The following is a 24,354-nucleotide window of genomic DNA, read 5'->3' as shown; positions in this document are numbered from 1 at the left end:
TCAAATCGATTGGCGTCTCCGCGTTCGCGCGAACCGGAGTACAACCTGCTCGATGCTAAGACCCCGCGCCACACTGCCGCCTGCTCAAGAAATTGTCTGTTGAAGCTTTGTGTGGACGACATTCAGGCACTTGCGGAGGGTGACCACTGCATGAAATCGTGCTAGTCGACATTGTGCGGGAGGACGCCGGGCGATCGTTGCAGAAAACATGTCGCCTGGGGCGCCGGTCAAAAGCCGAGCCACACCACAAAGCCAAAAATGGCGATCAGAAAATTCGCGCAAGGTAGAGCGTAACCGCGGAGATTCAACGGATGCTGCCCCAATTCCGGAAGCCGGAAAACGATAGCGCTAGACCCCAGCTCCCTCAGCCGGCCATGACAAACCTCGCTGTCCCGAATACGTCCTCTCCGTCGTCCCTCGGTGCGCGCCCTAACGGGGCTTCGTTCCGGCCGGGCGGGCCGTCCACGGCCTCCGTCATCGGACCGGATCTCGTGATCCAGGGCAATCTCACCTCCAAGGGTGAGGTGCAGATCGAGGGCGAGGTGCAGGGCGATATCTACGGCACCCATATCGTAATCGGAGAGCGCGCACGCGTGACCGGCGGCGTCATCGCCGAGGAATGCGTCATCCGCGGCCACCTGCTGGGCACCGTCCGCGGCCGCCGCGTGTTGCTCCAGAGCTCGAGCCACGTCGAAGGCGATATCTACCATCAGACCATGGCCATCGAGCAGGGCGCCTTTTTCGAAGGCAAGTCGCGCCGCACGGACGATCCGCTGGCTGGCTTGGTCCGGCCTGATCGCGGCACGGCCCCGGCGGCGAGCGACGATACGCTGCCGCCCCCTCCACCCGACGCTGCTCCAGGCATCTGAGCCTTCCAGGATCTGCCGAACATGTGGCGTGCGCCGACGGAAAGTCGGCGTGCGCTTTTTTTGTGCGGCCGGAGTAAGAAAAAACGGAGGGCGAAATAAATTAGCTGAGTCGCCCCGCTATGTTCCATTTTTGTTCAAGTCGTCCCCAAATATGGTGAACGCCTGTGGATAACTTGTGAATAAAGCAGAGTAAGATGATGAATTAAAAGCGTGTTCCACGAGAGAGAATCATAAGAGAACAGTGTGAATTTCCCCCCTGCAAGACGGCACGAGACGCTACCGGACATCGAGACGGCTGTGATCGGAGCCGGCGTCGTCGGATTGGCGATCGCCCGCGCCCTGGCCAGCGCCGGGCACGAGGTCATGGTGCTGGAGCGGCATGATGGGATCGGGCGGGAAACATCAGGCCGATCGAGCGAGGTCATCCACGCGGGGCTCTACTATCCCTCCGGTAGTCTCCGCGCCAAGCTGTGCACCGCAGGGAGAGATCTACTCTATGCCTTCGCCGTGGAGAACGGCGTTCCTCACGTCCGCTACGGCAAGCTCGTGGTGGCCACGGGCAAGGGCGAGCTCGCGCGTCTCGACGCATTGTCGCGCACGGCCGAAGCCAATGGCGTGGCTGACGTCGTGCGTCTTGGCGAAGCGGACGTCCGCTCGCTCGAACCGGAAGTGTCGGCCGTCGCCGCGCTGTTCTCGCCCTCGACCGGCGTGATCGATAGCCACGCTCTCATGGTCGCGCTCGAGGGCCACCTCCGCGCAGGCGGCGGCGATGTTGTTCTCAACACTGAGGTCCGGCACCTGTCGGCGAGGAGCGATGGCCTCTTCGAGATCGAGGCACTCAGCGCGGGCCAGCCCATGACGCTCACGGCGCGCAATCTGGTGATCGCCGCAGGCCTCGGCGCGACGAAGCTCGGAAGGATGCTAGCTGCGGGCTCTCGCTACCAGCCGCCCGAGACCTATCCCGCACGCGGCCATTACTATGTCCTCGAAGGGCGCGTTCCCTTCCGCCACCTCGTCTATCCGTTGCCCGAGGCCGCCTGGCTCGGTCTGCATCTGACGCTGGATGTGGCGGGCCGCGCCAAGTTCGGTCCCGATCTCGAATGGTGCGGTCGGTCTGGTGCGGCTGAGGATACGTCATTCGATGGCCAGGGTGGAGAACGGCTCGCGTGTTTCGAGCGTGAGATCCGCCGCTACTGGCCCGGCCTTCCGGATGGCGCCCTCGCGCCGGGCTATGTCGGTATAAGGCCCAAGATCTATCGCAACGGCGAGCCAGCGGCGGACTTCGCGATCCATGGTGAGCGCGAGCACGGCATTGCGCGCCTCGTCGCTCTCTACGGCATCGAAAGCCCGGGCCTCACCTCCTCGCTTGCGATCGGCGAGCACGTGGCGGCGCTTTTTCGCGGCTGAGACGGCACGAAACGAAAAAGGGCGGCCCGAAGGCCGCCCTCTCGAATTCCAGGCTGTGCGCCCCTGCTAGGGTGCGGGTGCCGGAGCAGGCGCCGCATCGGGTGTCGGGACAGTGATGGTGGGCACTGCCACGCCCTCGCGATGCGCGATGAAGGTGAGCGATCCGAAAATCACAGCAAAGACGATCGCCGTGACGAGCGCATTCACGAAGCGGTTGGAGAACGACAGAATGTTGCCGATGAAGTCCACGACGAACACAACGGCGGATGCGATGAGCACGGGCTCGAGCCAAGCATATTCGGCCGGCAGGAACTGCGCCGGAATCGATTGAACTTCGGCCTTCGCGAGAAACGTGAGCGATCCGAAGATCACGGCGAAGACAATTGCCGTGACGAGAGCGTTCAAGAAACGGCTCGAGAAGGAGAGCACATTGCCGATCAGGCCTACAACGAAGACCACACCGGCGGCGATGAGCACAGGCTCCAGCCAGACGTATTCTGTAGGTAGAAACATGGATATTCCCCCAGCTTCACGCCACCTGATTTTGTTTTGATGGCGGCTAATCCTTATACCAGCAGGCTGGTTTTGTCATGCCGGTTCGAACACGGGGAAGATACGCAAGTCTCAGGAACGCACGCGGGAAGCGAGCTTTCGTTCCAGAGATGATGAGTATCGTGACATTGCAAAACAGAATATCCAAAACACCGCGCCTGCAAAGAAATACCCGGTTGCGGCTGTTTGCGGAGAGAACCATTTCGCATCAGCTTGAACGGATTGCTCAACAATTCCGATAAGATCGAAAAGTCCGATGATGAGTACAAGGCTCGTATCCTTGAACAAGGATATGAACGAGTTCACCAGGCCGGGAATCACCAGCCGAATGGCCTGGGGCAGAATGATGAGCCCCATTTTCTTCCAATAGCCGAGACCGAGCGCATCGGCGGCTTCGTATTGCCCGCGCGGAATCGCCTGCAGCCCACCGCGAGTCACCTCCGCGAGATAGGCGGCCGAGAACAGGGCCACGCCGACCAGCGCGCGCAGAAGCTTGTCGATCGTCACGTCCGGCGGCAGAAACAGCGGCAGCATGACAGAGGCCATGAACAGAACTGTGACAAGCGGCACGCCCCGCACCAGCTCGATGTAGCCGATCGCCGACCAGCGCACGATCGGCAGGTCCGAGCGCCGCGCGAGCGCGAGCAGGATGCCGAGAGGGAACGAGGCCGCGATGCCCACGCTCGCGATGACGAGCGTCAGCAGCAGCCCGCCCCACAGTGCGGTGTCGACGTAGGGGAGTCCGAGCACGCCGCCGCTGAGCAGGATGAACGCGATCACCGGAAACACCAGCAGCATGTAGAGAGAGAGGGCGAGCTTGTACGGCACGCCCGGCACCATCAGTGGCACGAGGCCCGCAAGCGCAAGTACGTAAGTGAGATTGACGCGCCAAAGCTCCGCATCCGGATAGCGCCCGTAGAGGAACAGCCCCATCTTGTGCGTGATGAAGGGCCAGCACGCCCCCAAGGGCGCCGCGCGGCAGGCGCCGCCGTCGCTTCCGCTGAACACGGCGTTGAAGACCGCCCATTCGAGGAACGCGAAGGCGATCCATCCGGCGAGAACGATGAGCGCGAGGCTGACGAGCGCCTGCCCCGGCGACGGAAACAGCGCCTCCCGCGCCCAGTCCAGAAACGAGCGCTGGGGATCGCCGCGCCGCGCGGCGTGAGGCGAGAGTTTCGAGGAGGAGCTTTCCTGCGTCATCGCTCGGCCCACGCAGTTCGGGCGTTGAATGCGTTCATCGCCAGCGCCGTCGCGAGGCTGATGAGCAAATAGACCGCCATGGTGATCAGGATCACCTCCACCGCCTGTCCGGTCTGATTGAGAACCGTGCCGGAGAACACCGAGACGAGGTCGGGATAACCGATTGCGACGGCGAGCGACGAGTTCTTGGTGAGGTTCAGGTACTGGTTGGTGAGCGGCGGAATGATGATGCGCAGGGCTTGCGGAAGGATCACCAGACGCAGCGCCTGCCGCCGGCTGAGGCCGAGTGCGGCGGCGGCTTCGCGCTGGCCACGCGGCACGCCGGAAAGTCCCGCCCGCACGATCTCCGCGATGAAGGCCGCGGTGTACGTCGTAAGACCGATCAGAAGCGCAAGAAATTCGGGCTCGATCGAAAGTCCGCCTTCGTAGTTGAAACGGCCGAGCACGGGATAGCGCACCGTCGCGCCGAGGCTCGACCAGATGAGTACGATGACCGGCACGAGCCCGGCCAGAACCCATCCGGCGGAGCGGAGCGAGGGAGAGTGCGCCGGCCCGCTCTTCTGATCCTGTTTCGCGCGCCGCTTCAGCCACCACGCCAACGCGAGCGCTGCGAGGATCGAAAGCGCGAGCCATCCGCCATGCGCGAGCGCGATGTGCGGCAGATGCAGCCCGCGCTTGTCGAGATAGGCGCCGAACGGAAGGGCGAGCGCGTCGCCGGGCGCCGGAAAGGCGCGCAGCACCGCCACGTACCAGATGAGAAGCTGGAGCAGCAGCGGCACGTTGCGCACCAGCTCCACGTAGGCGAGCGCCAGCTTCGAGGCGAGCCAGTTGGGCGAGAGCCGTGCGATGCCGAGCACGAAGCCGAGGGCGGTCGCGAGCACGACGCCGAGCGCCGCCACCAATAACGTGTTGGTGAGCCCTACCAGGAACGCCTGCCCGTAGGTGCTTTTGCTCGTGTAGGGCAGGAGCGATTGGGAGACGTCGAAGCCCGCTGTCCTCGTCAGGAAATCGAAGCCGGAGGCGATGTTCTGCTTCTTGAGGTTGGCAGCCGTGTTGAGCACGATCTCGGTTGCGACGAGCGCGAGCACGAGAACCAGAAGCGCCTGGAATACGACGGCACGCACCTGCGGATCATACACCGCGCGAGTCCACGCTTTCCGGTCGGTGAGGCGAGTGAGGAGATCCGCCATCGCCTGCCTCAGCGGATCGGCGGGGCATACATCAGCCCGCCGTCCTTCCAGAGCGCGTTGCGCCCACGCGCGATTTTGAGCGGCGAGCTTTCGCCGAGATTGCGCTCGAAGCACTCGCCGTAGTTGCCCACGGCCTTCAGGATGGAAACGGCCCAATCGTTGTCGAGGCCGATGCCCTTGCCGTATTCGCCCTCTGTCCCGAGCATCCGGCGGATCTCGGGATTGGCTGTCGTGCGCATCTCCTCCACGTTGGCCTGCGTCACGCCGAGCTCCTCGGCGTTGACGAGCACGAACAGCGTCCAGCGCACGATATTGGACCAGCCCGCATCGCCCTGCCGCACGACGGGCCCCAGAGGCTCCTTGGAGATCAGGTCCGGCAGCATTTCGTGGGAGTCGGGGTCGGGCAGCCGCGTGCGCTCCGAGACGAGCTGCGAGCTGTCGGTGGTGAAGGCGTCGCATCGCCCGCTGCTGTAGGCACCGAGCACCTCCACCAGCCGCTCGAACACCACGGGCCGGTAGTCGAGCCCCCTCGTCGAGAAGAAGTCGGCGAGGTTGAGCTCGTTCGTGGTGCCGGATTGCACGCAGATGCTCGCGCCCTTGAGGTCGCTCACCGAATGCAGCCCGAGTGACTTGCGCGTCATGAACGCCTGGCCGTCGTAGTAGAGCACGCCGGTGAAATTGAGCCCTAGCGACGTGTCGCGGCTCATGGTCCAGGTGGTATTGCGCGACAGCACGTCCACCTCGCCCGATTGCAGCGCCGTGAACCGCTCCTTGGCGTTGAGCGGCACGAAGCGCACCCGGTTTCCGTCTCTGAAGATGGCGGCCGCCACGGCACGGCAGAAGTCGATGTCGATGCCGGTCCAGTCGCCCCGGTCGTTGGGAGCGCTGAAGCCCGCGAGCCCTGTATTGACGCCGCACACGAGATGCCCCCGCGCACGCACCGCATCGAGCGTAGCGGACTGCGCGGCAGCGAAGCCCGCCCCGCAGATAGTCGCGGAGAGCAGAGCGAGAAGGCCGAGAAGAAGAGAGCGTTCGCGCATGTCAGTGCTCGAGGATCTGGGAGAGGAACAGGCGCGTGCGTTCATAGCGCGGCGCTTCGAACAACACCTCCGGCGGCCCCGCCTCCACGATCTCGCCCCGGTCCATGAACACCACCCGGTCGGCCACCGCGCGCGCAAAGCCCATCTCGTGCGTCACCACCAGCATCGTCATGCCCTGTCGCGCCAGCTCGATCATCACGTCGAGCACCTCTTTGACCATCTCGGGATCGAGCGCGGAGGTCGGCTCGTCGAACAGCATGATGCGCGGGTTCATGGCGAGCGCACGCGCGATGGCGACGCGCTGCTGCTGCCCGCCCGAAAGCTGGCTCGGATACTTGTTGGCTTGATCCGCGATGCGCACCCGGTCGAGCAGGGCGAGCGCCGCCTTCTCGGCCTCGGCACGCTTCATCCCGCGCACCCACTGGGGCGCGAGGCAGAGATTGTCGAGCACGGAGAGATGCGGAAACAGGTTGAAGCTCTGGAACACCATGCCGACTTCGGAGCGGATGGTTTCGAGCGTCTTGAGATCGCGCGTGAGCACGGTGCCGTCGACGACGATCCTTCCGCCATCGTGCGTTTCGAGACCGTTGAGGCAGCGGATCAGAGTGGATTTGCCCGAGCCCGAAGGACCGCAGATCACGATCTTCTCGCCCTCGGCCACCTCGAGCGAGATGTCTTTCAGCACGTGGAAGTCGCCGAACCACTTCTGCACGTCTTCAAGAACCACCGCGCGGGCATTGCCGGACGGTCTCGCGTCGGAAGGCTGCGATACGGGCGCGCTCATCGGTCCTGCAGATGTTGAGGCAACTTTTGTGAAGTATGCCAGAGAGTTGCAGCACTTCTCAAGGGTTGGCGATGAGATCGCGTCCGAGCAGCAGCAATTCGCGGCCCTCGATCGAGGCCGTCCCGCGCTCCAGGAACCCATTGCGCTCATAAAACCCGACATTGCGCATGCCGCGCGCCGTCACGACATGGAGACCGGGCGCGCCCGCGGCGCGCGCCTCGTCGGCGAAGGCTTCCACAAGCCGCTGGCCGATGCCGCGGCTGCGCCAGGCGGCATCCAGGTTGACGTGAAGATGCGCCGGATAGCGCTGGGTGAGCGCGCGAAAGTGGCTGAGGAATGTGAGATCGGAGAACAGGGGATCGCGTGCGGGATCCTCCATGCTGCCGATCACGTAGCCGACGAGACGCTTGCTGCCGTCGAGCGCCAGCAGGGCATAGTGGGGGAAATGGCGAAGATAGCGGCCGAGCCAGCGCTCGCGAAACGCGGCTTTTGCTTCGTCGCTGGGGAAAGATTGCGTGGCGCTCGAGGAGAAGAACACCTGATCGAGCTCGGCGATCCGGCTGTCGCGTGCCGGCCCCGGCTCAAGCCCGTCCCAGCGGCAAATCTCGACGTTCGACATAAGGGCGCCGCTGGGTGCTGAAGTGAGCCTCGGCCGACTGCTATTCCGCGGCCGTGCGAACCGCCTCCGGCGTGGCCGTCGAAAGAGCGGCGGCCGCGGCCGACCAATACCGTGCCTCGGCCTCGGCTGCGAGCCTTTCCTTGCGGAAGGCGTCGATCCACTCCCACACCAGGAGGGGGTTAGTCTCCGCGAGTGCGGCGAGGTCGTCCGGGGATTTAGCGAGCACGGTGCTAGCGAGGCGGCGAAGCTGGGCGGCCTCGATCAGGTCAGGAGCCGGAACGTAGTCCAATTCGCGTACCCGGCAGCCCGCGGCCCGAGGGCCGGTGGAAGAGGTGGTGAGCCGATGTTCACGCATGGTTTTGGCCTCCAATGCCCTGTCACAGTAGCGCTGGGAGCGCCTGCAAATTAGGCAGAAGCCGCGATGTCCACAGCTAGTTGATGTTGCGTCGCAAAATTTACTTGACTCGACTTTGTGCAATGCGGCTGCGCGTGTGCGAAATAAGGAATCGGGCGGACGCACCCGTGAGCCTGGCAAGGTGCTGCGCGATAAACAAAAAATGCAGCGATTTTTATGCCTGCGCTGATCCAGAGCAGTGCAGCAAAATGTACGCTTGGCCAAGCCTCGAGACGCCGCAATGGAGCGGCGTCCCGATGTCGGGCACCTGAGGGGATCCTATTCCGTGGCTGCTTTGACCGGGCGCGGAGGACGCCTCAGGAACGCCGGCACGTTTCCGGCGAACGCGCTCACCGCGGCCTTGGAGACCTCTGCTTCAGCCACACGCGGCTTGGCGCGTTGCGCAGTCTGCGGGCTTGTCCGCGGCTGCTCCTCGCGCTCGCGGCGTGCCTCGGGCTTTGCGCTATCGCTACGCTGCGGCCGTGCTTGCTGCTGGGGCCGTGCACCATCCCGGCGGCCTTCGCCGCGGCGCTGATCGCGCCCGCCTTCCCGTTGCGGCTTGGCTGCGCTGGTCTCCGAGGGGACCTGCGGCTGATCGCCCAGACCCGGTGCCTGCGGCGCACGCCGCTCACCGCGGGCCTGAGACGGAGACGAGCGGCGCTCGCCGCGGCCTTCGTGCCGCTCGCTGCCGTTCGCGCGTCCGCTGTCGCGCTGCGCACCTGCCCGCCCGCCGCGGCCACCGCGTCCCCGGCGGCGCTTGCCGGCGTCTGCGAAGTCCTGCTCGGAGGGAGGCTCGCCGATCCAGACGATATCGTCGCCGATGATCTTCTCGATGTCCTTGAAGCTCTTGAGCTCGTCGGGCGTGACGATCGACTGCGCCGTACCCTCGCGTCCCGCACGGCCCGTGCGGCCGATGCGGTGCACGTAGTCGTCGGACTGCCACGGCAGGTCGAAGTTGAAGACGTGCGAGACGTCGGGAATGTCGAGGCCGCGCGCGGCCACGTCGCTCGCAGCCAGGATGTTGATGTCGCCGTTGCGGAACTTGTCGAGCGTTTCCATGCGGCTCTTCTGGTCCATGTCGCCATGCAGAGCGCCGGCATTGAAACCGTGCTTCAGAAGCGACTTGAGCAGGATTGCCACATCGCGCTTGCGATTGCAGAAGATGATCGCGTTCTTCACGGTCTCCCCGCGGATCATCTCGCGCAGGATCTCGCGCTTCACCCAGTCCTCGCTCTCGCCCGTAAAGCGGAAGCTCTGCGTGATGGTCTTTGCTGTGGTGGCGGGACGCGCCACCTCGATCCGCTCCGGATCGCGCAGGAACTGGTTGACGAGACGCGTGATCTCCGGCGGCATCGTTGCCGAGAAGAACAGCGTCTGGCGCTTTGGCGGCAGCAGATTGCAGATCTTCTCGATGTCGGGAATGAAGCCCATGTCGAGCATGCGGTCGGCTTCGTCGATCACGAGAATGTCGACGCCCATCAGCATGAGGCGGCCGCGCTGGAAGTGATCGAGCAGGCGGCCCGGCGTCGCAATCAGCACGTCGACACCGCGATCGAGCTTGCGCACCTGATCGTCCATCGATACGCCGCCGATGAGCAGCGCTACGTCGAGCTTGTGATTGATGCCGTACTTTTCGAAGCTTTGCGCAACCTGCGCGGCAAGCTCGCGCGTGGGCGCGAGGATCAGCGAGCGCGGCATCCGCGCTCGTGCGCGGCCCGTTTCCAGACGCGTGATCATCGGCAGCACGAACGAGGCCGTCTTGCCGGTGCCGGTCTGCGCGATGCCGAGCACGTCGCGCCCTGTTACTGCAACGGGGATGGCTGCGGTCTGAATGGGTGTGGGTGTGGCATAGCCGGCTGTCGCGATGGCAGCCTGGACTTTCTGGCTGAGCCCGAGCTCAGCGAACGTCTTCGTTTCCAAAAAAATACGTCTCCATAGATCGATCTCAGGGCCCCGAGCGCAAACAGCCGGAAAGATGACCGACGAGGGTCTCCGGGAGCAGCTTCAAGGCGACGAGAGCGCAGGGGAATGGCGGATGCCGCAAGCGGGCAAATACAAGAATTGGGGGCTCGAAAAGGGACAAATGAGATCGAAGCCCCTGCGCCCGAGCCAACGCTTAGCTGGCATAGGCACCCATAAAAATCAAGAAAAAACAGGGACTTTCTTGGTGCTGAAAAGTCGCACTGAAAACTAAACTGTGATCGGCTCAAAACAAACGGCCGCCGGAATGCACGGCGGCCGCTGATTATGACGCTTTTTCAAAGCATTTTAATCTTGCCGGGCGGAGCCCTGCCTACTCGTCCATGAAACGGTAGATGACAGCGCCGATCACCGCGCCCGCGATGGGTGCGGCCCAGAATACCCAGATCTGGCTCAAATACTCTCCGCCCGCGAACAGCGCCGGCCCGAGGCTGCGCGCCGGATTGACGGAGGTGTTCGAGACCGGAATGGACATCAAATGAATGGCGGTGAGCGCAAGACCGATGGAAAGCGGCGCAAAACCCGCGGGCGCACCCGGCCGGGTGGACCCCATGATGACGATGAGAAAGAACGCGGTGAGCACAACCTCAATGAGAAATACGCTCGAGAGCCCCGCCTTGATCATCGAGAGATCGCCATAGCCGTTGGCCGCATAGGAGGCCGGAGCATTGCCGATCGCCGAGAAAACCGCGGTGACGGCGATCGCGCCGAGGCACTGCGCCACGATGTAGGGAATTGCGCTTGCGACGGAAAAGCGGCCGCCTGCGACGAGCCCCAGCGTAACGGCGGGATTATAGTGTCCGCCGGAGATGTGTCCGATCGCACGCGCGGTCGCGAACACGGTAATGCCGATCGAAAGGGCGACGCCAACAATTCCGGCCGCGCCGGAAGGTGCCCCAAATGAATAGAACGCGGCACCGAGAACGGCGCCCGTAAGCATGAATGTACCGATGAACTCGGCCAAAAGTGCTTTGATGTTCATCGCGGTCTCCCCTGTAGTTTTGTCATGGTACTGACAGCATTCCGATGCTCCCTCGTGCTGGTGATGAGCAAGCAGTCCTCACACGCAGCGAATCGGAACGGCGCCAGCAGGGAGATCATACCATCTCGTCGTCGCGCCCTTTGGATGCGTTTATGGGGCGTGCACCGATGGTACCGAGCCCGGACCAGTCAACCTTCAGTGTTGTGAACATCACGGCGGTAAGCGCAGCGAAGCCGAGCGCGGCGCCAGCCAGCAGCGCATAGTCCTCGAGCCGCAGGATGAGATAGAGAAGTCCGTAGAGCAGCGCGAAAAGCGCGGCCATGATGAGCCCGCTGCGCCCGCTTTCGAGCGACTTGCCCACATAGATCGAGAGCATCCCGCCGGTCGCGAGCGAGGCGATGAGATACGCCGCCGTGAAGCCGAGATGCTCGGCCAGCGAGAGCAGGAGCACGTAGAAGAACACCATCGCGAGGCCGACGAAGAGATACTGCACGGCATGCACGCGCTTGTGCGACATGAGCTCGAGAACGAACACGCCCATGAATCCCACAGCGAGGAACAAGAGTCCGTATTTCACGGCGCGATTGACGAGGCCGTAGAAGTCGACCGGCTGATAGAACGTCACGCCAAACTGGTACTGGAGAAACCGGTCCACGCCGCCGTCCGTCGTCGTCCACTGGTTGGGCACGCTGCGGGCGAGGTGCGGCACGCGCCATTTCGCGGAAAACCCGCTTTGCCCGACCTCGCGCTCGACCGGCAGGAATGCGCCCATGAAGCTCGGGTGCGGCCAGTCGGAGGACAGCTCCACGCGCGTCTCGCGCGCAGCCGGCGTGAAGGAGAGTGAGGACGATCCGGTGAACACGAGATCGGCGTGGAAGGAAAATGCCTTCGCCGCGCTTTCCCCCTCGATCACGGAGGCCGCGTCGTCGAGCTTCGCATGAATACCGCTGAGGTAGTTGCCGGGTATGCCGAGGCTCGGCGCGAACGGCAGCGTCTCGCGGTCATTGACCTTGAGCGTCGCCGCCTCCTTGAGGCCTGCGACGTCGCTCAAGGCGAGCGCGAAGATGGCGTCCTTCCAGCGGATGGAAATCGCGTTGGGATCAACATCGGCCACATCCGGCGCGCTGAAGCGGCCCTCGATGCGAAGCGATGCGGTGTAGACGTTCACGTCGAAGATGGAGCGCGTGAGCACGTTGGACTTGCCGTTGCCGGTGATGGTCAGCTCCTCCGGCAGAAACACCGCCCGGCGCTCTTGCGTCTGCTGCACGATTTTGTCGCCGTCTCTCGTCTCGACGCGCACGCTGTAAGGCACCACGAGATAGGGTCCCGTCAGCGTCTGCACGCCACCCCAGGTGCGCGCGATGTCGCTCATCACGGACCTGGAGCGCCCCTCGCGATCGGAGACGAGCGCGATCACCATGAGGAGGGGAATGAGGAGCAGAAGAACGAGAAAGGAGATCAGGAAGAACTTGAATGCGGGGCTGCGCGCGACGCGTCCTGCGGATTGTCCGATATCAGACATATGCTCGCCTTCCTGCTTGATCCATGCCTCGTCCTGGAGCTTTGAGGCTGTCGGAATTGGAGCAGGCGAATTTGAGGCGGAGCAAGGTGCACTCCCGGAGACTCCCGTTATCGGGGAGCAGTTTCACGGGTACGGTGATTGCCGGAACTTAGCTGAACTTTCCTCGCCGCAGGCGCGTGGAGCCGCCCGCCCCGGCTAGTGCCCGCACGTGAGATATCGGCATGCTGGAAACGACGGGAATTGGCGCGTCCATGGCGATACCGTCCGACGCCCGATCATGATAGACTGAGATTGTCTTCGGGCGAGAGCGCCAGGCCAGGGAGGCTTTGCCAATGACGCGGCGTGCCGTGAGAATTGCTTGGGTGGGCGTCGGGCTTTGCTTGGCCGTCGGCGCGATCGCCGGCCTCCTGACGCTCGTCGGCCCGCCCGATCAGCCTTGGCACCGCAGCCTGCGCGAGCTTTCGACTCTTATGGACGTGGCCGCTCTGCTGTTCTGGATCGCCATCTTCGCGATCTATTGGGCGCGCAAGCGCGGGCAGGGCTGAGGCCGTAGCCTGTGTAGCGCCAGTCGCGAAGCTGCCCCGCATCGTCTCCGCGAGCGCGAAGAAGCGGTCCTGAACCTCCGCCACGAACGGATTGTCGCGCTGGATAGCCGTGAACACGGCGGCGGCGTCGCTGCTCACCATCCGTGCGGCCGCGAGCAGATGATCGAAGCTCGGCGTCGTGATCGATGGAACCACGCCCATGTCTGCGATCAGCTTTCCGATCATGTGCGTCAGTCCTTGCGCGACCGCCATCTCGCGGTCGTGTTGCTCGGGTGTCCGGACGAGCACCCTGAGACCGAGGCTGCGTAGCCAGGATCGGACATCTCCGAGACCAGCGCCGCGCACCGGGCAGAGCACGATCTTGTGACCGTGAACGCCATCGGCTGCGCTCTGCGGGCCGAACAGGGGATGCGTGCCGACGATGGAAACGCCAGCCGGCAGCTCCTCGGCCAGAGCCGCGGCCGGAAGACACTTCACCGAGCCGACGTCCAGCACAAGTGCGCCCTCCTTCAGGTGCGGAGCGATGGCATGCGCGATGGCGCGCATCTCCTGCACGGGCGCGGCAAGCACCACCACGTCGGCGCGAGCCGCGTCCCCGAGCCCCGCGAACATCACGCTCGCAACGCCGGGCGCCGGGCTTGGATCGTGCACCACCACCTTGCCGAAATGCGCGGCGAGCAGCGGAAAGATCAGCCGCCCGAACGCGCCGAAGCCGATCAAACCGACGGTTTTGTCACGGGGGCGGGCGCGCAGGTTGAGGCGCGACGGCGAAGCTTTTCTCTCGGAGGAAATCGAGGACGGTGACATGAGAGCTCCTGGCAGCAAGGCCGCCAAGGCCACAAAAAACGAATGCCGCCTTGGCGGCGGCATCGTTTCGAACACAATCGATCCGTGCCGCTCCTATGGGGACGGCAGATAATACGCGCGGGTGCAGATCGGACCGGTGTTCATGGCCGTACCCGATAAGGCCGCTCACGCAGCCTGTCAATCTGAAGCAGGAACTCTGCGACGCCGTGGCGGTTGCAACGGGGTTTGCGATGACGAGAAACTGCAAGCTCCACATAAAGGCGGAGACGGCATGACACTCGAAGTCTTATCCACGCCGGGCCGCGGCCGCGCGCGCAACGTCGACGTCGTACTCGTGCACGGCATCTTCGTCGGTGCCTGGATCTGGCAACCGAACTTCATGCCGTATCTGGCGGAAGCCGGCTACAACGTGCACGCCATGAGCCTCCGCGGACATGGCGCGAGTTGCGGGCGTGATCGCCTCGCCACGGCAACCCTTTCCGACTACACCGCCGATCTCATGGAGGTGTCCACGTCGCTCGGAAGGCCGGTGGTCGCGGTCGGCCATTCCATGGGCGGCGCGGTCGTGCAGCATGCCATACGCTCCGGAGCGAGCTTCTCGGGCGCCGCCTTGCTGGCCTCCGTTCCGCCGGGGGGATTGATGGCGGCGAACATCGCCATGATGTGGGCGCGGCCGAAGCTGTGGCGCGAATTATCAGTCATGTTCACGTCGGGTGTGCTTCAGACGGATCTCGACGTGCTGCGCGACGGCCTGTTCTCGAACCGCATCGACGCCGGTGCGTTCGCGCGCTTCGCCGCGAGAGGCGGCGGCGAGAGCCCGCTGGTCGGCTTCGAGCTGCAAGGCATGCGTCCCTTCGCGCCTATGCCCTGGCAGGCGCCCCGCATGCTCGTCATGGGCGGCAGCGAGGACCGTTTCATCCGGCGCGAGGACCTTTGGGCCACCGCGATCTGGTATGGCGCCGACGCGCAGGTTCTCGATGGCCTCTCGCACACGCTCATGCTCGACCCCGACTGGAAGGCCGCAGCCGACGGCTTGCTGAGCTGGCTCGAAACCCTGGAAGCGCGTCCGGAGGGAGAAGCCGCCGCATTGTCGGCCTAGGGACAAAATCGCCCGGCAGGATAAGCGCCTCGTTTACCGCGACCCTGCAGATTGGGATGCATCCGGCCTCCGTTCGGGAGTAGGATCGGGCCGACTGAGAGGCGTCAAAAAATGGCCGATCCCTACAAGACCCTAGGCGTGAGCAAGACTGCCACGGCCGAGGAGATCAGAAGCGCGTATCGCAAACTCGCCAAGGAAACGCATCCGGACCTCAATCCCGGCAATGCGGAGGCCGAGCGCCGCTTCAAGGAAATCTCCGCCGCGAACGACATTCTCGGCGACCCCGAGAAGCGCAAGCGCTTCGATGCCGGAGAGATCGACGAAAGCGGCGCGGAAAAGCCGGAGCGCCGCTACTATCGCGATTATGCGGAAGCCGATCCGAATATGCGCTACGGCGGCCGCGCGACGTCGGGTGGTGCGGGCGATGCGTTCGACGCCGACGATCTGTTCGCCGACCTGTTCCGCTCGCGCGGCGCGCGCTTCCGCGAGCCCCCGAGCGATGTCCACTATACGCTGCCCGTCGATTTCCTCGACGCCGTCAACGGCGCGCGCAAGACCATCGGAATGCCGGACGGCAAGACGCTCGATATCGAGATCCCGGCCGGCATCCGCGAAGGCCAGACCCTGCGCCTCAAGGGACAGGGCAGGGCAGGCTCCGAAGGCGCAGCACCCGGTGACGCCTACGTCGAGATCCACGTTCTCCCTCATCCTGAGTTCCGCCGCGATGGCAACGATATCCGCTCCGAGGTTCCCATTTCCCTCGGCGAGGCGTTGAACGGAGGCAGCGTGCGTGTCGACACGGTCGACGGCCCCGTAGATGTGAAAGTGCCGAAGCGCGCCAAGTCCGGCACGACCCTGCGCCTCCGCAACAAGGGCGTGCGGCGGGACAAGTCCGGCGCGCGGGGCGATCACCTGATCGAGCTCGTGGTCGTGCCGCCTGAGAACCCCGACGACGAGCTCGCGGCGTTCATGGCGGACTGGGAAGCAAAGCACCCGCAGAACCCGAGGCAGAAACGCGGAGACCGCTCATGATCAGCGAGCAGCAACTCATCGCGCGCATGAAGTGCCTGGAAGCCAGCGTGCTCCGCAGGTGGATCGAGCTTGGGCTCGTGACGCCACATCGGGAGGCCGACGCCTTCGTCTTCGACGACGTGGATGAAGCGCGCATCGCGCTCGTCTGCGATCTCCATTACCGCATGGGACTCGAGCACGAGAGCCTGCCCGTCATCCTGTCGCTCGTGGATCAATTGCATCGCACGCGCCACTCGCTTCGCGCCATTTCGTCAGCGGTTGCGGAGCAGCCGGACGAGGTTCGCATCGCAATCGCCACACGAACCCGTATCGTGCTCGGACGCGATCCGTCGGACGGTGGCTGATCTTGGCAGAGCGCGCAGGATCGTGTTTCCTGCCGCTCTACAATCCCCCGTGTCTGCGCGCCCAATCAAGCGCGCAGGATCGGCGCAAATGCCGATTTCCGCGCAAAGCGGTCCGGCCGCTGTTCTCGATCCGGAAACGCCACAAATCTTGTTGCGCATCGCGGATCGAAGCCCCTTAGTACGCGCGCCACACGCATAGATGGCGCATGAACATATCGAGAGGATCACACTATGGAAATCTGGTTCCGCACGGGCGAAGCCACCGTTCTGGCGAAGGAAGGGCAGGCCACCGATGCCATGCCTGAGGTTGTCATCGGCTCGGTCAAGGGTCCGGTCGGAACGGCCTTCGCCACGATGATGGGGCAGGCGGTCGGCCACACCCGCTTCTTTGTCATTCGCGACCTGAACCAGATGGTTCGCCCGTCGGCCATCATGACCTCGAAGGTCACCATCTCGGGTGCGGCCTACATCGAGCTGTTCGGCGGCGTCGTGCAGGCCGCGATCGGCGATGCGATCGTCGATTGTCTGAAGGAAGGCACCATTCCCCGCGAGATCGCGAACGACATCTGCATGATCATCACCGTTTGGCTCGATCCGCGTTGCGCCGAAGATCCGAACCTCGACAAGAAGGATCTCTATCGCACCAACTACGAGGCGACGAAGATCGCCATCGGCCGCGCGATGCGCCTTGAGCCGAGCGTCGACGAGCTGATTGCCAACCGCGACAAGATCAGCCACTACGCCCTGGCTGGCGTGCTCGACTAGAGCGCTTTGGTCCAAACGGCGAAGGGGACGTTCCGCGGAACGTCCCCTTCTCTTTTGAACGATGCGAGTGCGGCGCGCCGGCTGCTCTCTTTAGATAACGAGTTAGATATCGAGGTCGGTAGCGAAAGCAGCCCGCTCCTGAATGAAGCGGAACCGCGCCTCCGGCTTCGAGCCCATCAGCGCATTGACGGCGTCCGAAATTGCGCTCCTGTCTCCCTCGCCGATCTCCACCTTGAGGAGCGTGCGGTTCTTGGGATCCATGGTCGTTTCTTTGAGCTGCTGCGCATTCATCTCGCCGAGGCCTTTGAAGCGGCTGATCTCGACCTTCGCGTTGGCGGCGAATTCCTTCTTCAGAAGCGCGTCACGCTGCGCTTCCGTCGTCGCGTAGACGGACTTCGCACCGTGCGTGAGCTTGTAAAGCGGCGGCACCGCCAGATAGAGGTGCCCGTTCTCGATCAGCTCCGGCATCTCCTGGTAGAAGAAGGTGATCAGCAGCGAGGCGATGTGCGCGCCGTCCACGTCGGCGTCCGTCATCACGATCACGCGCTCGTAGCGCAGATCGTCGTCGCGGTACTTGCTGCCCGTTCCGACGCCGAGCGCTTGGATGAGATCGGCAAGCAACTGGTTCTGCGCAAGCTTGGCCGATGACGCGTTGGCGACGTTCAGGATCTTGCCCCTGAGCGGCAGGATGGCTTGTGTCTCACGCACGCGCGCGCTCTTGGCCGAGCCGCCGGCCGAGTCGCCCTCGACGATGAAGATCTCGGTGCCGGCCGCCTGCTGGATGGAGCAGTCCGCGAGCTTGCCGGGCAGGCGCAGCTTGCGCGTGGCCGATTGCCGGCCGACTTCCTTCTCGCGGCGCCGCTTGAGCCGCTCCTCCGCCTGGTCGATGGACCATTCGAGCAGGCGCGTCGCCTGCTGCGGGCTGTCCGTCAGCCAGTGGTCGAACGCGTCTTTCACCGCGGATTCGACGATGCGGCTCGCCTCCTGCGTGGCCAGCTTGTCCTTGGTCTGGCCCTGGAACTCGGGCTCGCGGATAAACACCGACAGCATCGCCGCCGCCGTTCCCATCACGTCCTCGGCCGTGATCTGCGCGGCCTTGCGGTTACCGACGCGATCGCCGAACTCGCGCAGGCTCTTGGAGAGCGCGGAGCGGAAGCCGTTCTCGTGGGTGCCGCCCTCGGCCGTGGGAATGGTGTTGCAGTAGGAGCGGCAGAAGCCGTCCTCGTCGGAAATCCAGGCCACCGCCCATTCGACCGAGCCGTGCTTGCCCTCGCGCTCGATCGAGCCCGCGAACAGATCCTTGGTGACGAGCGTCTGCCCTGCGATCTCGGACGCCAGATAGTCCTTGAGACCGCCCGGGAAGTGGAACTCCGCTTCGGACGGCGTATCGTCTTTGATGAGAGCGGGATCGCAGCTCCAGCGGATCTTCACGCCGCCGAAGAGATAGGCCTTCGAGCGCGCCATCTTGAACAGGCGCGCCGGCTTGAAATGCGCGCCCTTGCCGAAGATGGTCTCGTCCGGATGGAAGCGCACCTTCGTGCCGCGCCGGTTCATCACCGGTCCGAGCTTTTCGAGCTTCGTCTGCGGAATGCCGCGCGAGAACACCATGCGATAGAGCTGCTGGCCGCGCGCCACTTCCACTTCGCACGTATCGGAGAGTGCATTGACGACCGAAACGCCGACGCCATGCAAGCCGCCCGAGGTGTTGTAGGCCTTGCCTTCGAACTTGCCGCCCGCGTGCAGCGTGCACATGATGACTTCGAGCGCGCTCTTGTTCTTGAACTTGGGATGCGGATCGACCGGGATGCCGCGGCCGTTGTCGGCCACCGAAAGGAACCCGTCGGCATCGAGCCGCACGTCGATCCAGTCCGCATGACCGGCGACGGCCTCGTCCATGGAGTTGTCGATCACTTCGGCGAACAGGTGATGCAGCGCCTTCTCGTCCGTGCCGCCGATGTACATGCCTGGCCGCCGCCGGACAGGCTCCAGCCCCTCCAGCACTTCGATGTCGGCGGCCGTATAGTTCTCGGACGCGTCGGTGGTCTTGCGGGCGCGGTTGGTCTTGTCGGTCATGCTTTGCGTAAGGCTCGAAAACAGATCACGAAATGATTGGGCCATGCGCTGTCACCCCTGCCTCTCGAAGGCGTGGCCCGGCGGCTGTACGCGGGACGGATGTGAGCGCGGAGCCCGAATCTACGATGGTCGTCGCTTGCCGCGACAGGTGGCACGGAGCGCTGTGGATTGGCAAGATAGGCATGCCAAGGGGCCACAGTGAAACGCATTTTCTCAAGTATTTGAGTGGCTAAAGTGCGGTGCTCATGAGATTTGGTGCGCTGAAACGCCGCCCGAGGGCCATGTTCCAATATTTTGGAGCACCTCCACCGATCCTGCTATCACCTGCCGGTCCGATCCGGCAGGCGCCGACTGCAATACGGGAAAATAGACGATGGCGAAAGAAGCTGAGGGCGGTTCGTTCGCCTTGGCCAAGTGGGTGCGCGTCCTTGCGGATGAGCCGCGCTTCCTCATGCTTCTGCCCGGCCTGTTCTGGGCCGGAAACGCCATCGTTGCGCGCTCCATCGCGGGCGAGGTGCCCCCGATCGGGCTGGCATTCTGGCGCTGGACGGTCGCCGCGATTGTCATCTTGCCGCTCGCCTGGCGCCATCTGCGCCGCGATGTCCCCATGATGCTGGCAAGCTGGCCGATCATGCTGCTGCTCACCACGCTGGGCATTAGCGTATTCAATACCTTCCTCTACATGGCGGCCCACACGACCACCGCAATCAACATCGTCATGCTCCAGACGGCGATGCCGATCGTCGTCGTGCTCGCCACCTATTTGATCTTCCGCGATCGGGTGAGCCCGCTCCAGGCCTTCGGCATCCTGGTGTCGCTGGCCGGAACGCTGGTGCTGACCGCGCACGGCGATCCCGCCATTTTGGCCCATCTCGACTTCCGGCCCGGCGATCTCTGGATGCTGGCCGCCGTGGTGAGCTACGCAATTTACACGGCGCTTCTGCGCCTGCGCCCCGCCGTGCATGGGTTCAGCTTCGCCTTCGCGAGCTTCGGCCTCGGCGCGATGCTGCTCCTGCCTTTCTACGTTGCCGAAACCGTCCTCGTCGGCCCGATGCCTGCGAGTCCGGGATCGTTGATGGCGATCGGCTATGTGGCCGTATGCGCCTCCATTTTGGCGTATATGGCCTTCAACCGCACCGTGGAGCTGGTCGGCGCCAATACGGCAGGGCTTACCGTGCACCTCATTCCGGTGTTCGGAATCCTGCTCGCCGTCTTGCTTCTCGGCGAGCGGCTCGAGGCTTACCACGCGCTCGGCATCGGCTTGATCGCGTCGGGTCTCTGGCTCGCGACGCGAAGCCCGAAGTCCGCCGCACTCTGAAGCCGAACTAGATCGCCACGTTGTCGATCAGCCGGGTTTTTCCGAGCCAGACGGCCGCGAGCACCCGCCCGGGCCGCCCGGAGCCGGGCGCAAAGGGCGCAAGCGTCTCGGCGTCCCGCACCTCGATGTAGTCGATCTTGGAAAAGCCCGCGGCGAGCAGGGCGTTGCCCGCGTCCTGCGGGTCGCGCCCGCGCGCCACCTCGGAGATGACCTTGTGAAGCATGGGCGCGATATAGCGCTCGTCGTCTGAAAGATAGGCGTTGCGCGAGGAGAGCGCGAGGCCGTCCTCCTCCCGCACGGTCGGCACGCCTTGGATCGTGACCGGCAGCGCGAGATCGCGCACCATCTGGCGGATAACCGCGAGCTGCTGGAAATCCTTTTCGCCGAACAGCGCGACGTTGGGCGTCACCGCCGAGACGAGCTTACAGACGACGGTGGCCACGCCGCCGAAGTGATGCGGCCGGAACGCTCCTTCGAGCGGAAGGGCCGCGCCTCCCGCCACGATCTGCGTCGCAAAGCCCTCCGGGTACATGTCCGCGACCGAAGGCGCCCAGACGAGATGGGCGCCCGCCCCCGCCAGCTTGGATACGTCGCCCGCTTCATCCCGCGGATAGCGGGCAAGATCCTCATGCGGGGCGAACTGAGTGGGATTGACGAAGATCGAGACGACGACGCGGTCGGCGATCGCGAGGCCCGCTGCCACGAGCGCGATATGCCCGGCGTGGAGCGCGCCCATGGTGGGCACCAGTGCCACCGTTTCCCCGGCCGAGCGCCACCGTGCGATTTCGGCCCGCAAATCTGTGATTGTCCGGACTACTTTCAAGACCTACCTCGCCTCCCCGTCAGAGAAGAAGGCTGCCCGGGGCTGCGGGAGGTGACGCCGCGCCGGCCTCCGCGTCAAGAGGTCTGTGCGGAGGTCTTTTCGAAGGGCAGGATGGAGGTGGCCGAAAGCTTGAACGTGTCCCGCAAAGACTGCGGCATGCCGGGCAGGGGGCCGCTCGGGCCGCGAATGAGCTCGCCGAGCACATCGGCGCGCACCGGCGGGCTGAAGATGTATCCCTGGATCTCGGAGCAGCCCTCTCGCGCCACGGCGGTGAGCTGTTCCTCCGTCTCCACGCCCTCGGCCGTGATGGTAAGGTTGAGCGCCTGACCGAGCGCGCAGATCGCCCGCACGAACGCCACCGCATCGTCGCGCTCGTCGCTGAGGTCGGAGATGAAGCAGCGGTCGATCTTGATCTTGTCGAACGGGAAGCGGCGAAGATAGGCGAGAGAGGAGTATCCCGTTCCGAAATCGTCGAGCGCGATGCGCACGCCCTGTGCGCGGATCTGCTGAAGCACGTCCACCGTCTGGTCCCCGTCGGAGAGAAGCGCGGTTTCGGTAAGTTCGAGTTCGAGGCAGCCAGGGGCGAGGCCGGTCTCGGCCAGCGTGTCCGCGACCAGCGAGACGAGGCCGCCCTTCTTGAATTGCAGCGGCGAAAGGTTGACGCTGATCCGCATGCCCGTCGGCCAGTTTGCGGCCTGCGCGCAAGCGGTCCTCAAAACCCAGGCGCCGATGTCGCCGATGAGGCCGCTCTCTTCGGCCACCGGAATGAACTCCGCGGGCGAGACCATGCCGCGCGTCGGATGGCGCCAGCGCAGCAGCGCTTCCGCGCCGCAGATCCTGCGTGTCGTCGCGCCGAGGATCGGCTGGTAGTGCACTTCGAGCTCGCCGTTGCTGAGGGCCGCGCGCAGGTCTCTTTCGAGCCCCCGCCGCTCGCGCAGCCGCTCTTCCATGCCGGCCTCGAACGCCTTCCAATGGCCCGGCCCCTCGCATTTCGCCCCGCGCAGCGCGACGTCCGAATGACGGGCCAGCAACTCGGTCGTGTTTCCATCCTCGGGTGCGATGGCGAAGCCGACGCTTCCGTCGATCTTCACGATTTGCCCGCCGATCTCGAACGGCTCTCCGACCACTTCCAGGATGCGGTTCGCAAGGCGCGGAGCGTCCTCGGCGGTGTTGTGTACGGTCTGCAGCAGCACGAACTCGTCGCCGCCGATGCGGAACACCATGTCGCCGTCGCCGATACATGCACGAAGGCGATCGGCGACCTGACGGATCACCTCGTCGCCCACCACATGGCCGAACGTGTCGTTCACGTCCTTGAAGCGGGCGAGGTCCAGGTGATGCACGCAGACATGCCCATGCGCCGGGAGCGACGCGAGAAGCCTGTCGAGCTGCGCGCGCAGCAACATGCGGTTCGGCAGGTCGGTGAGGGAATCGTGCCCGCTCAAATGCTCGATCTTGGCGGCACGGCGGCGCTCGTCCGTGATGTCCTCATGGATGAAGATCCATCCGCCGTTGGGGATTGGGCCTGAGGTGACCCGCACGATCTTGCTTTCGGAAAGCTCGCTCTCGGTGGTCCATCGCCCGCCCGAGTCCATCTCCACGCGGTGCTGCGTCAGGTGCTCGTCGAGCAGCTCGGCGCGGCGCGGATCTTCGTTGCGTGGGATAAGCCCCTTGATGGCTCTGAAGTGTGCGTCGATAGAGCTTCCAGCCTGTGCCATCTCGGGAGCGAATCCGTAAACCTCCAGGTAGGCCCGGTTACAGGTTACGAGGCGGCTCTCGGAGTCGAACCAAGACATGCCGATCGGCATGTGCTGCAAAGCGGCGTCGAACCGAGCGTTCTGAAGGATGAGCTCATCCTTTCGGATCATCTCCGCCTGCGCATCGCGAAGCTCTCGCACCTTGAGGGCAAGCTCGGAATTGAGAGCCTGGGTTCGTACGTTCGCGGCTGCGAGCTCTGCCGTGCGGTCCGCAACGCGCGCTTCGAGCGCATCGTTGAAGCTGGCGAGCTCGTCGTTCTGAGCCTGGAACAGGCGCGCGAGCCGGTTTCCGTAGATGGTGACGCAGCCGACCACGGAGAGCACGATGATAGCCAGCATCGCCTCGATGTAGCTCAGCTCATGCGAAATCTCGAGGCGCGAGACCTTCTCGGAGGCTTCGGCTTTGCGCATGGCCTCTGCGGCCTTGCCGATGGTGAAATGAACGTAACGGAGTTGCTGGTTGAGCCGCGCGCTGCGCGCGAGCGCAGTATCGATGTCGCCGGCCTGGTACGCGCCGAGCACGCTTCTCGCCTGGACGGCGAGCCCCAGGATGAGATCGTCGATCTTCCGGATGTGGACGCGCTGCTGGGCGAGCAGCCATTCCTCGTCGTTGTTCGCGAGCCCGGTCAGCAGGCTGTCGATGTGGTGACGCGTCTCCGTGATGGCCGATTTGAGCTGGGCTGCCTCGCGGGTGGGCTCCTTGCTCTGGAACACGTCGTTGCCGGGAGCGCTGACGCGGCCTGCGAGCGTGCGCAGCTCGTCGATGTTGGCGAGTAGCGCATTGCGCGTCAGCGTGGATTGGACGGCCCCATAGAGCAGTGTGTTGCCGTGATGGGCGAGCGACAGGCTCGCGACCATGACGAGGAGATCGATGGCCGCCAGGACGAAATAGACCCGGTGGATCTTTCCGCTCCAGACACGACGGCGTTTTGTGGGGGCGCCGGAAGCCGGCGCAGGATCCTCAGGTAGGACTTTGCCGACGGCGCCCGAGATCTCGTCCCGGTTTTTCACGAAGCCTCCCTGGCTTGCGGTGTCATCTTATCTTCAAGTCGTAAACAACTGATGGATCATATAAATTTAAGAAATTGCAGGATCAGGCATTCCGCGCCGCAACATGAGGGGGCGATCACGGAGATCGGTCGAGCGGGCAATCGGGCGGCCGAGGCCCGGAAAATCCCGCATCATACGGGGCCGCAGAGGCACGGGGGCGTTGTACAACTCACAGCCAAGTTCCATCTGCTACAGTGCAATG

22 protein-coding genes are annotated in these 24,354 nt (G+C 64.2%); 8 read left to right on the top strand and 14 right to left on the bottom strand.

The features are described 5' to 3' along the window. Window positions 1-374: 374 nt before the first annotated feature. Entirely contained in the window at window positions 375-869 is a 495-nt protein-coding gene (locus tag PE058_RS17270; RefSeq protein ID WP_020085253.1) for a bactofilin family protein, read from the top strand. 243 nt (window positions 870-1,112) lie between these two features. Next, window positions 1,113-2,276: an NAD(P)/FAD-dependent oxidoreductase gene (locus PE058_RS17265; RefSeq protein ID WP_271028962.1), complete on the top strand. Its 1,164-nt coding sequence runs from the start codon at window positions 1,113-1,115 to the stop codon at window positions 2,274-2,276. A 66-nt stretch (window positions 2,277-2,342) separates the two neighbouring features. On the opposite strand, the gene PE058_RS17260 is transcribed toward PE058_RS17265, so the two are convergent. The 8 genes from PE058_RS17260 to PE058_RS17225 form a co-directional block, all read right to left on the bottom strand. Beyond that, entirely contained in the window at window positions 2,343-2,789 is a 447-nt protein-coding gene (locus PE058_RS17260) for a hypothetical protein (RefSeq protein WP_020085255.1), read from the bottom strand. A gap of 111 nt (window positions 2,790-2,900) precedes the next feature. Beyond that, a complete protein-coding gene (locus PE058_RS17255) occupies window positions 2,901-4,028 on the bottom strand; it encodes an amino acid ABC transporter permease (protein ID WP_271028961.1) in 1,128 nt (375 codons plus the stop codon). Continuing rightward, window positions 4,025-5,218, bottom strand: coding sequence for an amino acid ABC transporter permease (locus tag PE058_RS17250; protein ID WP_020085257.1), 1,194 nt, complete (start codon window positions 5,216-5,218; stop codon window positions 4,025-4,027). Before PE058_RS17250 ends, PE058_RS17255 begins: the two co-directional genes overlap by 4 nt. Window positions 5,219-5,226: 8 nt before the next feature. Next, window positions 5,227-6,258 carry an amino acid ABC transporter substrate-binding protein gene (locus PE058_RS17245; protein ID WP_020085258.1) on the bottom strand — a complete coding sequence of 344 codons (1,032 nt, stop codon included), beginning with the start codon at window positions 6,256-6,258 and terminating at the stop codon, window positions 5,227-5,229. 1 nt (window position 6,259) lies between these two features. Continuing rightward, window positions 6,260-7,042, bottom strand: coding sequence for an amino acid ABC transporter ATP-binding protein (locus PE058_RS17240; RefSeq protein WP_271028960.1), 783 nt, complete (start codon window positions 7,040-7,042; stop codon window positions 6,260-6,262). A gap of 58 nt (window positions 7,043-7,100) precedes the next feature. Beyond that, entirely contained in the window at window positions 7,101-7,661 is a 561-nt protein-coding gene (locus PE058_RS17235; RefSeq protein ID WP_271028959.1) for a GNAT family N-acetyltransferase, read from the bottom strand. 40 nt (window positions 7,662-7,701) lie between these two features. Further along, complete coding sequence (locus tag PE058_RS17230) at window positions 7,702-8,016, bottom strand: hypothetical protein (RefSeq protein WP_020085261.1); 315 nt, start codon at window positions 8,014-8,016, stop codon at window positions 7,702-7,704. A gap of 318 nt (window positions 8,017-8,334) precedes the next feature. Then, a complete protein-coding gene (locus tag PE058_RS17225; protein ID WP_020085262.1) occupies window positions 8,335-9,975 on the bottom strand; it encodes a DEAD/DEAH box helicase in 1,641 nt (546 codons plus the stop codon). A gap of 55 nt (window positions 9,976-10,030) precedes the next feature. Here PE058_RS17225 and PE058_RS17220 point away from each other — a divergent pair, with 55 nt between their 5' ends. Continuing rightward, window positions 10,031-10,249, top strand: a complete 219-nt coding sequence (locus tag PE058_RS17220) for a hypothetical protein (RefSeq protein WP_020665368.1) — start codon at window positions 10,031-10,033, stop codon at window positions 10,247-10,249. A 99-nt stretch (window positions 10,250-10,348) separates the two neighbouring features. On the opposite strand, the gene PE058_RS17215 is transcribed toward PE058_RS17220, so the two are convergent. The 3 genes from PE058_RS17215 to PE058_RS17205 form a co-directional block, all read right to left on the bottom strand. Further along, the gene (locus PE058_RS17215) at window positions 10,349-11,017 is read right to left on the bottom strand and encodes an aquaporin (protein WP_271028958.1); all 669 of its coding nucleotides are present in this window, start codon (window positions 11,015-11,017) and stop codon (window positions 10,349-10,351) included. A gap of 115 nt (window positions 11,018-11,132) precedes the next feature. Continuing rightward, entirely contained in the window at window positions 11,133-12,539 is a 1,407-nt protein-coding gene (gene creD, locus PE058_RS17210) for a cell envelope integrity protein CreD (protein ID WP_271028957.1), read from the bottom strand. A 275-nt stretch (window positions 12,540-12,814) separates the two neighbouring features. Continuing rightward, window positions 12,815-13,891, bottom strand: a complete 1,077-nt coding sequence (locus PE058_RS17205; protein ID WP_271028956.1) for a prephenate dehydrogenase — start codon at window positions 13,889-13,891, stop codon at window positions 12,815-12,817. A 271-nt stretch (window positions 13,892-14,162) separates the two neighbouring features. Here PE058_RS17205 and PE058_RS17200 point away from each other — a divergent pair, with 271 nt between their 5' ends. The 4 genes from PE058_RS17200 (at window position 14,163) to PE058_RS17185 (ending at window position 17,131) form a co-directional block, all read left to right on the top strand. Then, window positions 14,163-14,990, top strand: coding sequence for an alpha/beta hydrolase (locus tag PE058_RS17200; protein WP_271028955.1), 828 nt, complete (start codon window positions 14,163-14,165; stop codon window positions 14,988-14,990). A gap of 111 nt (window positions 14,991-15,101) precedes the next feature. Then, window positions 15,102-16,022, top strand: a complete 921-nt coding sequence (locus PE058_RS17195; RefSeq protein ID WP_020085268.1) for a DnaJ C-terminal domain-containing protein — start codon at window positions 15,102-15,104, stop codon at window positions 16,020-16,022. Next, complete coding sequence (locus tag PE058_RS17190) at window positions 16,019-16,366, top strand: hypothetical protein (protein WP_020085269.1); 348 nt, start codon at window positions 16,019-16,021, stop codon at window positions 16,364-16,366. The genes PE058_RS17195 and PE058_RS17190 overlap by 4 nt, the downstream gene beginning before the upstream one ends. A 231-nt stretch (window positions 16,367-16,597) precedes the next feature. Further along, the gene (locus PE058_RS17185) at window positions 16,598-17,131 is read left to right on the top strand and encodes a formaldehyde-activating enzyme (RefSeq protein WP_020085270.1); all 534 of its coding nucleotides are present in this window, start codon (window positions 16,598-16,600) and stop codon (window positions 17,129-17,131) included. A 102-nt stretch (window positions 17,132-17,233) separates the two neighbouring features. Here PE058_RS17185 and parE read toward each other — a convergent pair whose 3' ends face one another. After that, window positions 17,234-19,249 (bottom strand): DNA topoisomerase IV subunit B, encoded by a 2,016-nt coding sequence (parE, locus tag PE058_RS17180; RefSeq protein WP_020085271.1) that lies wholly within the window; start codon window positions 19,247-19,249, stop codon window positions 17,234-17,236. A 328-nt stretch (window positions 19,250-19,577) separates the two neighbouring features. Between parE and PE058_RS17175 the strand changes: the two genes are divergently transcribed. Next, window positions 19,578-20,522 carry a DMT family transporter gene (locus PE058_RS17175; RefSeq protein WP_271028954.1) on the top strand — a complete coding sequence of 315 codons (945 nt, stop codon included), beginning with the start codon at window positions 19,578-19,580 and terminating at the stop codon, window positions 20,520-20,522. Between the two features lie 7 nt (window positions 20,523-20,529). Here the strand turns inward: PE058_RS17175 and panC are convergent, their stop codons facing one another. Then, entirely contained in the window at window positions 20,530-21,345 is an 816-nt protein-coding gene (gene panC / locus PE058_RS17170) for a pantoate--beta-alanine ligase (protein WP_026867920.1), read from the bottom strand. Window positions 21,346-21,419: 74 nt separating this feature from the next. Continuing rightward, window positions 21,420-24,113, bottom strand: a complete 2,694-nt coding sequence (locus PE058_RS17165; RefSeq protein WP_271028953.1) for a putative bifunctional diguanylate cyclase/phosphodiesterase — start codon at window positions 24,111-24,113, stop codon at window positions 21,420-21,422. Window positions 24,114-24,354: the final 241 nt, after the last annotated feature.

Origin of the sequence: Hyphomicrobium sp. DMF-1, from assembly GCF_027886585.1 — a bacterium.
Classification (GTDB): Bacteria; Pseudomonadota; Alphaproteobacteria; order Rhizobiales; family Hyphomicrobiaceae; genus Hyphomicrobium_C; species Hyphomicrobium_C zavarzinii.
Note: the sequence above shows the minus strand (reverse complement) of the source record. Positions and strands in the feature narration are given on the sequence as shown.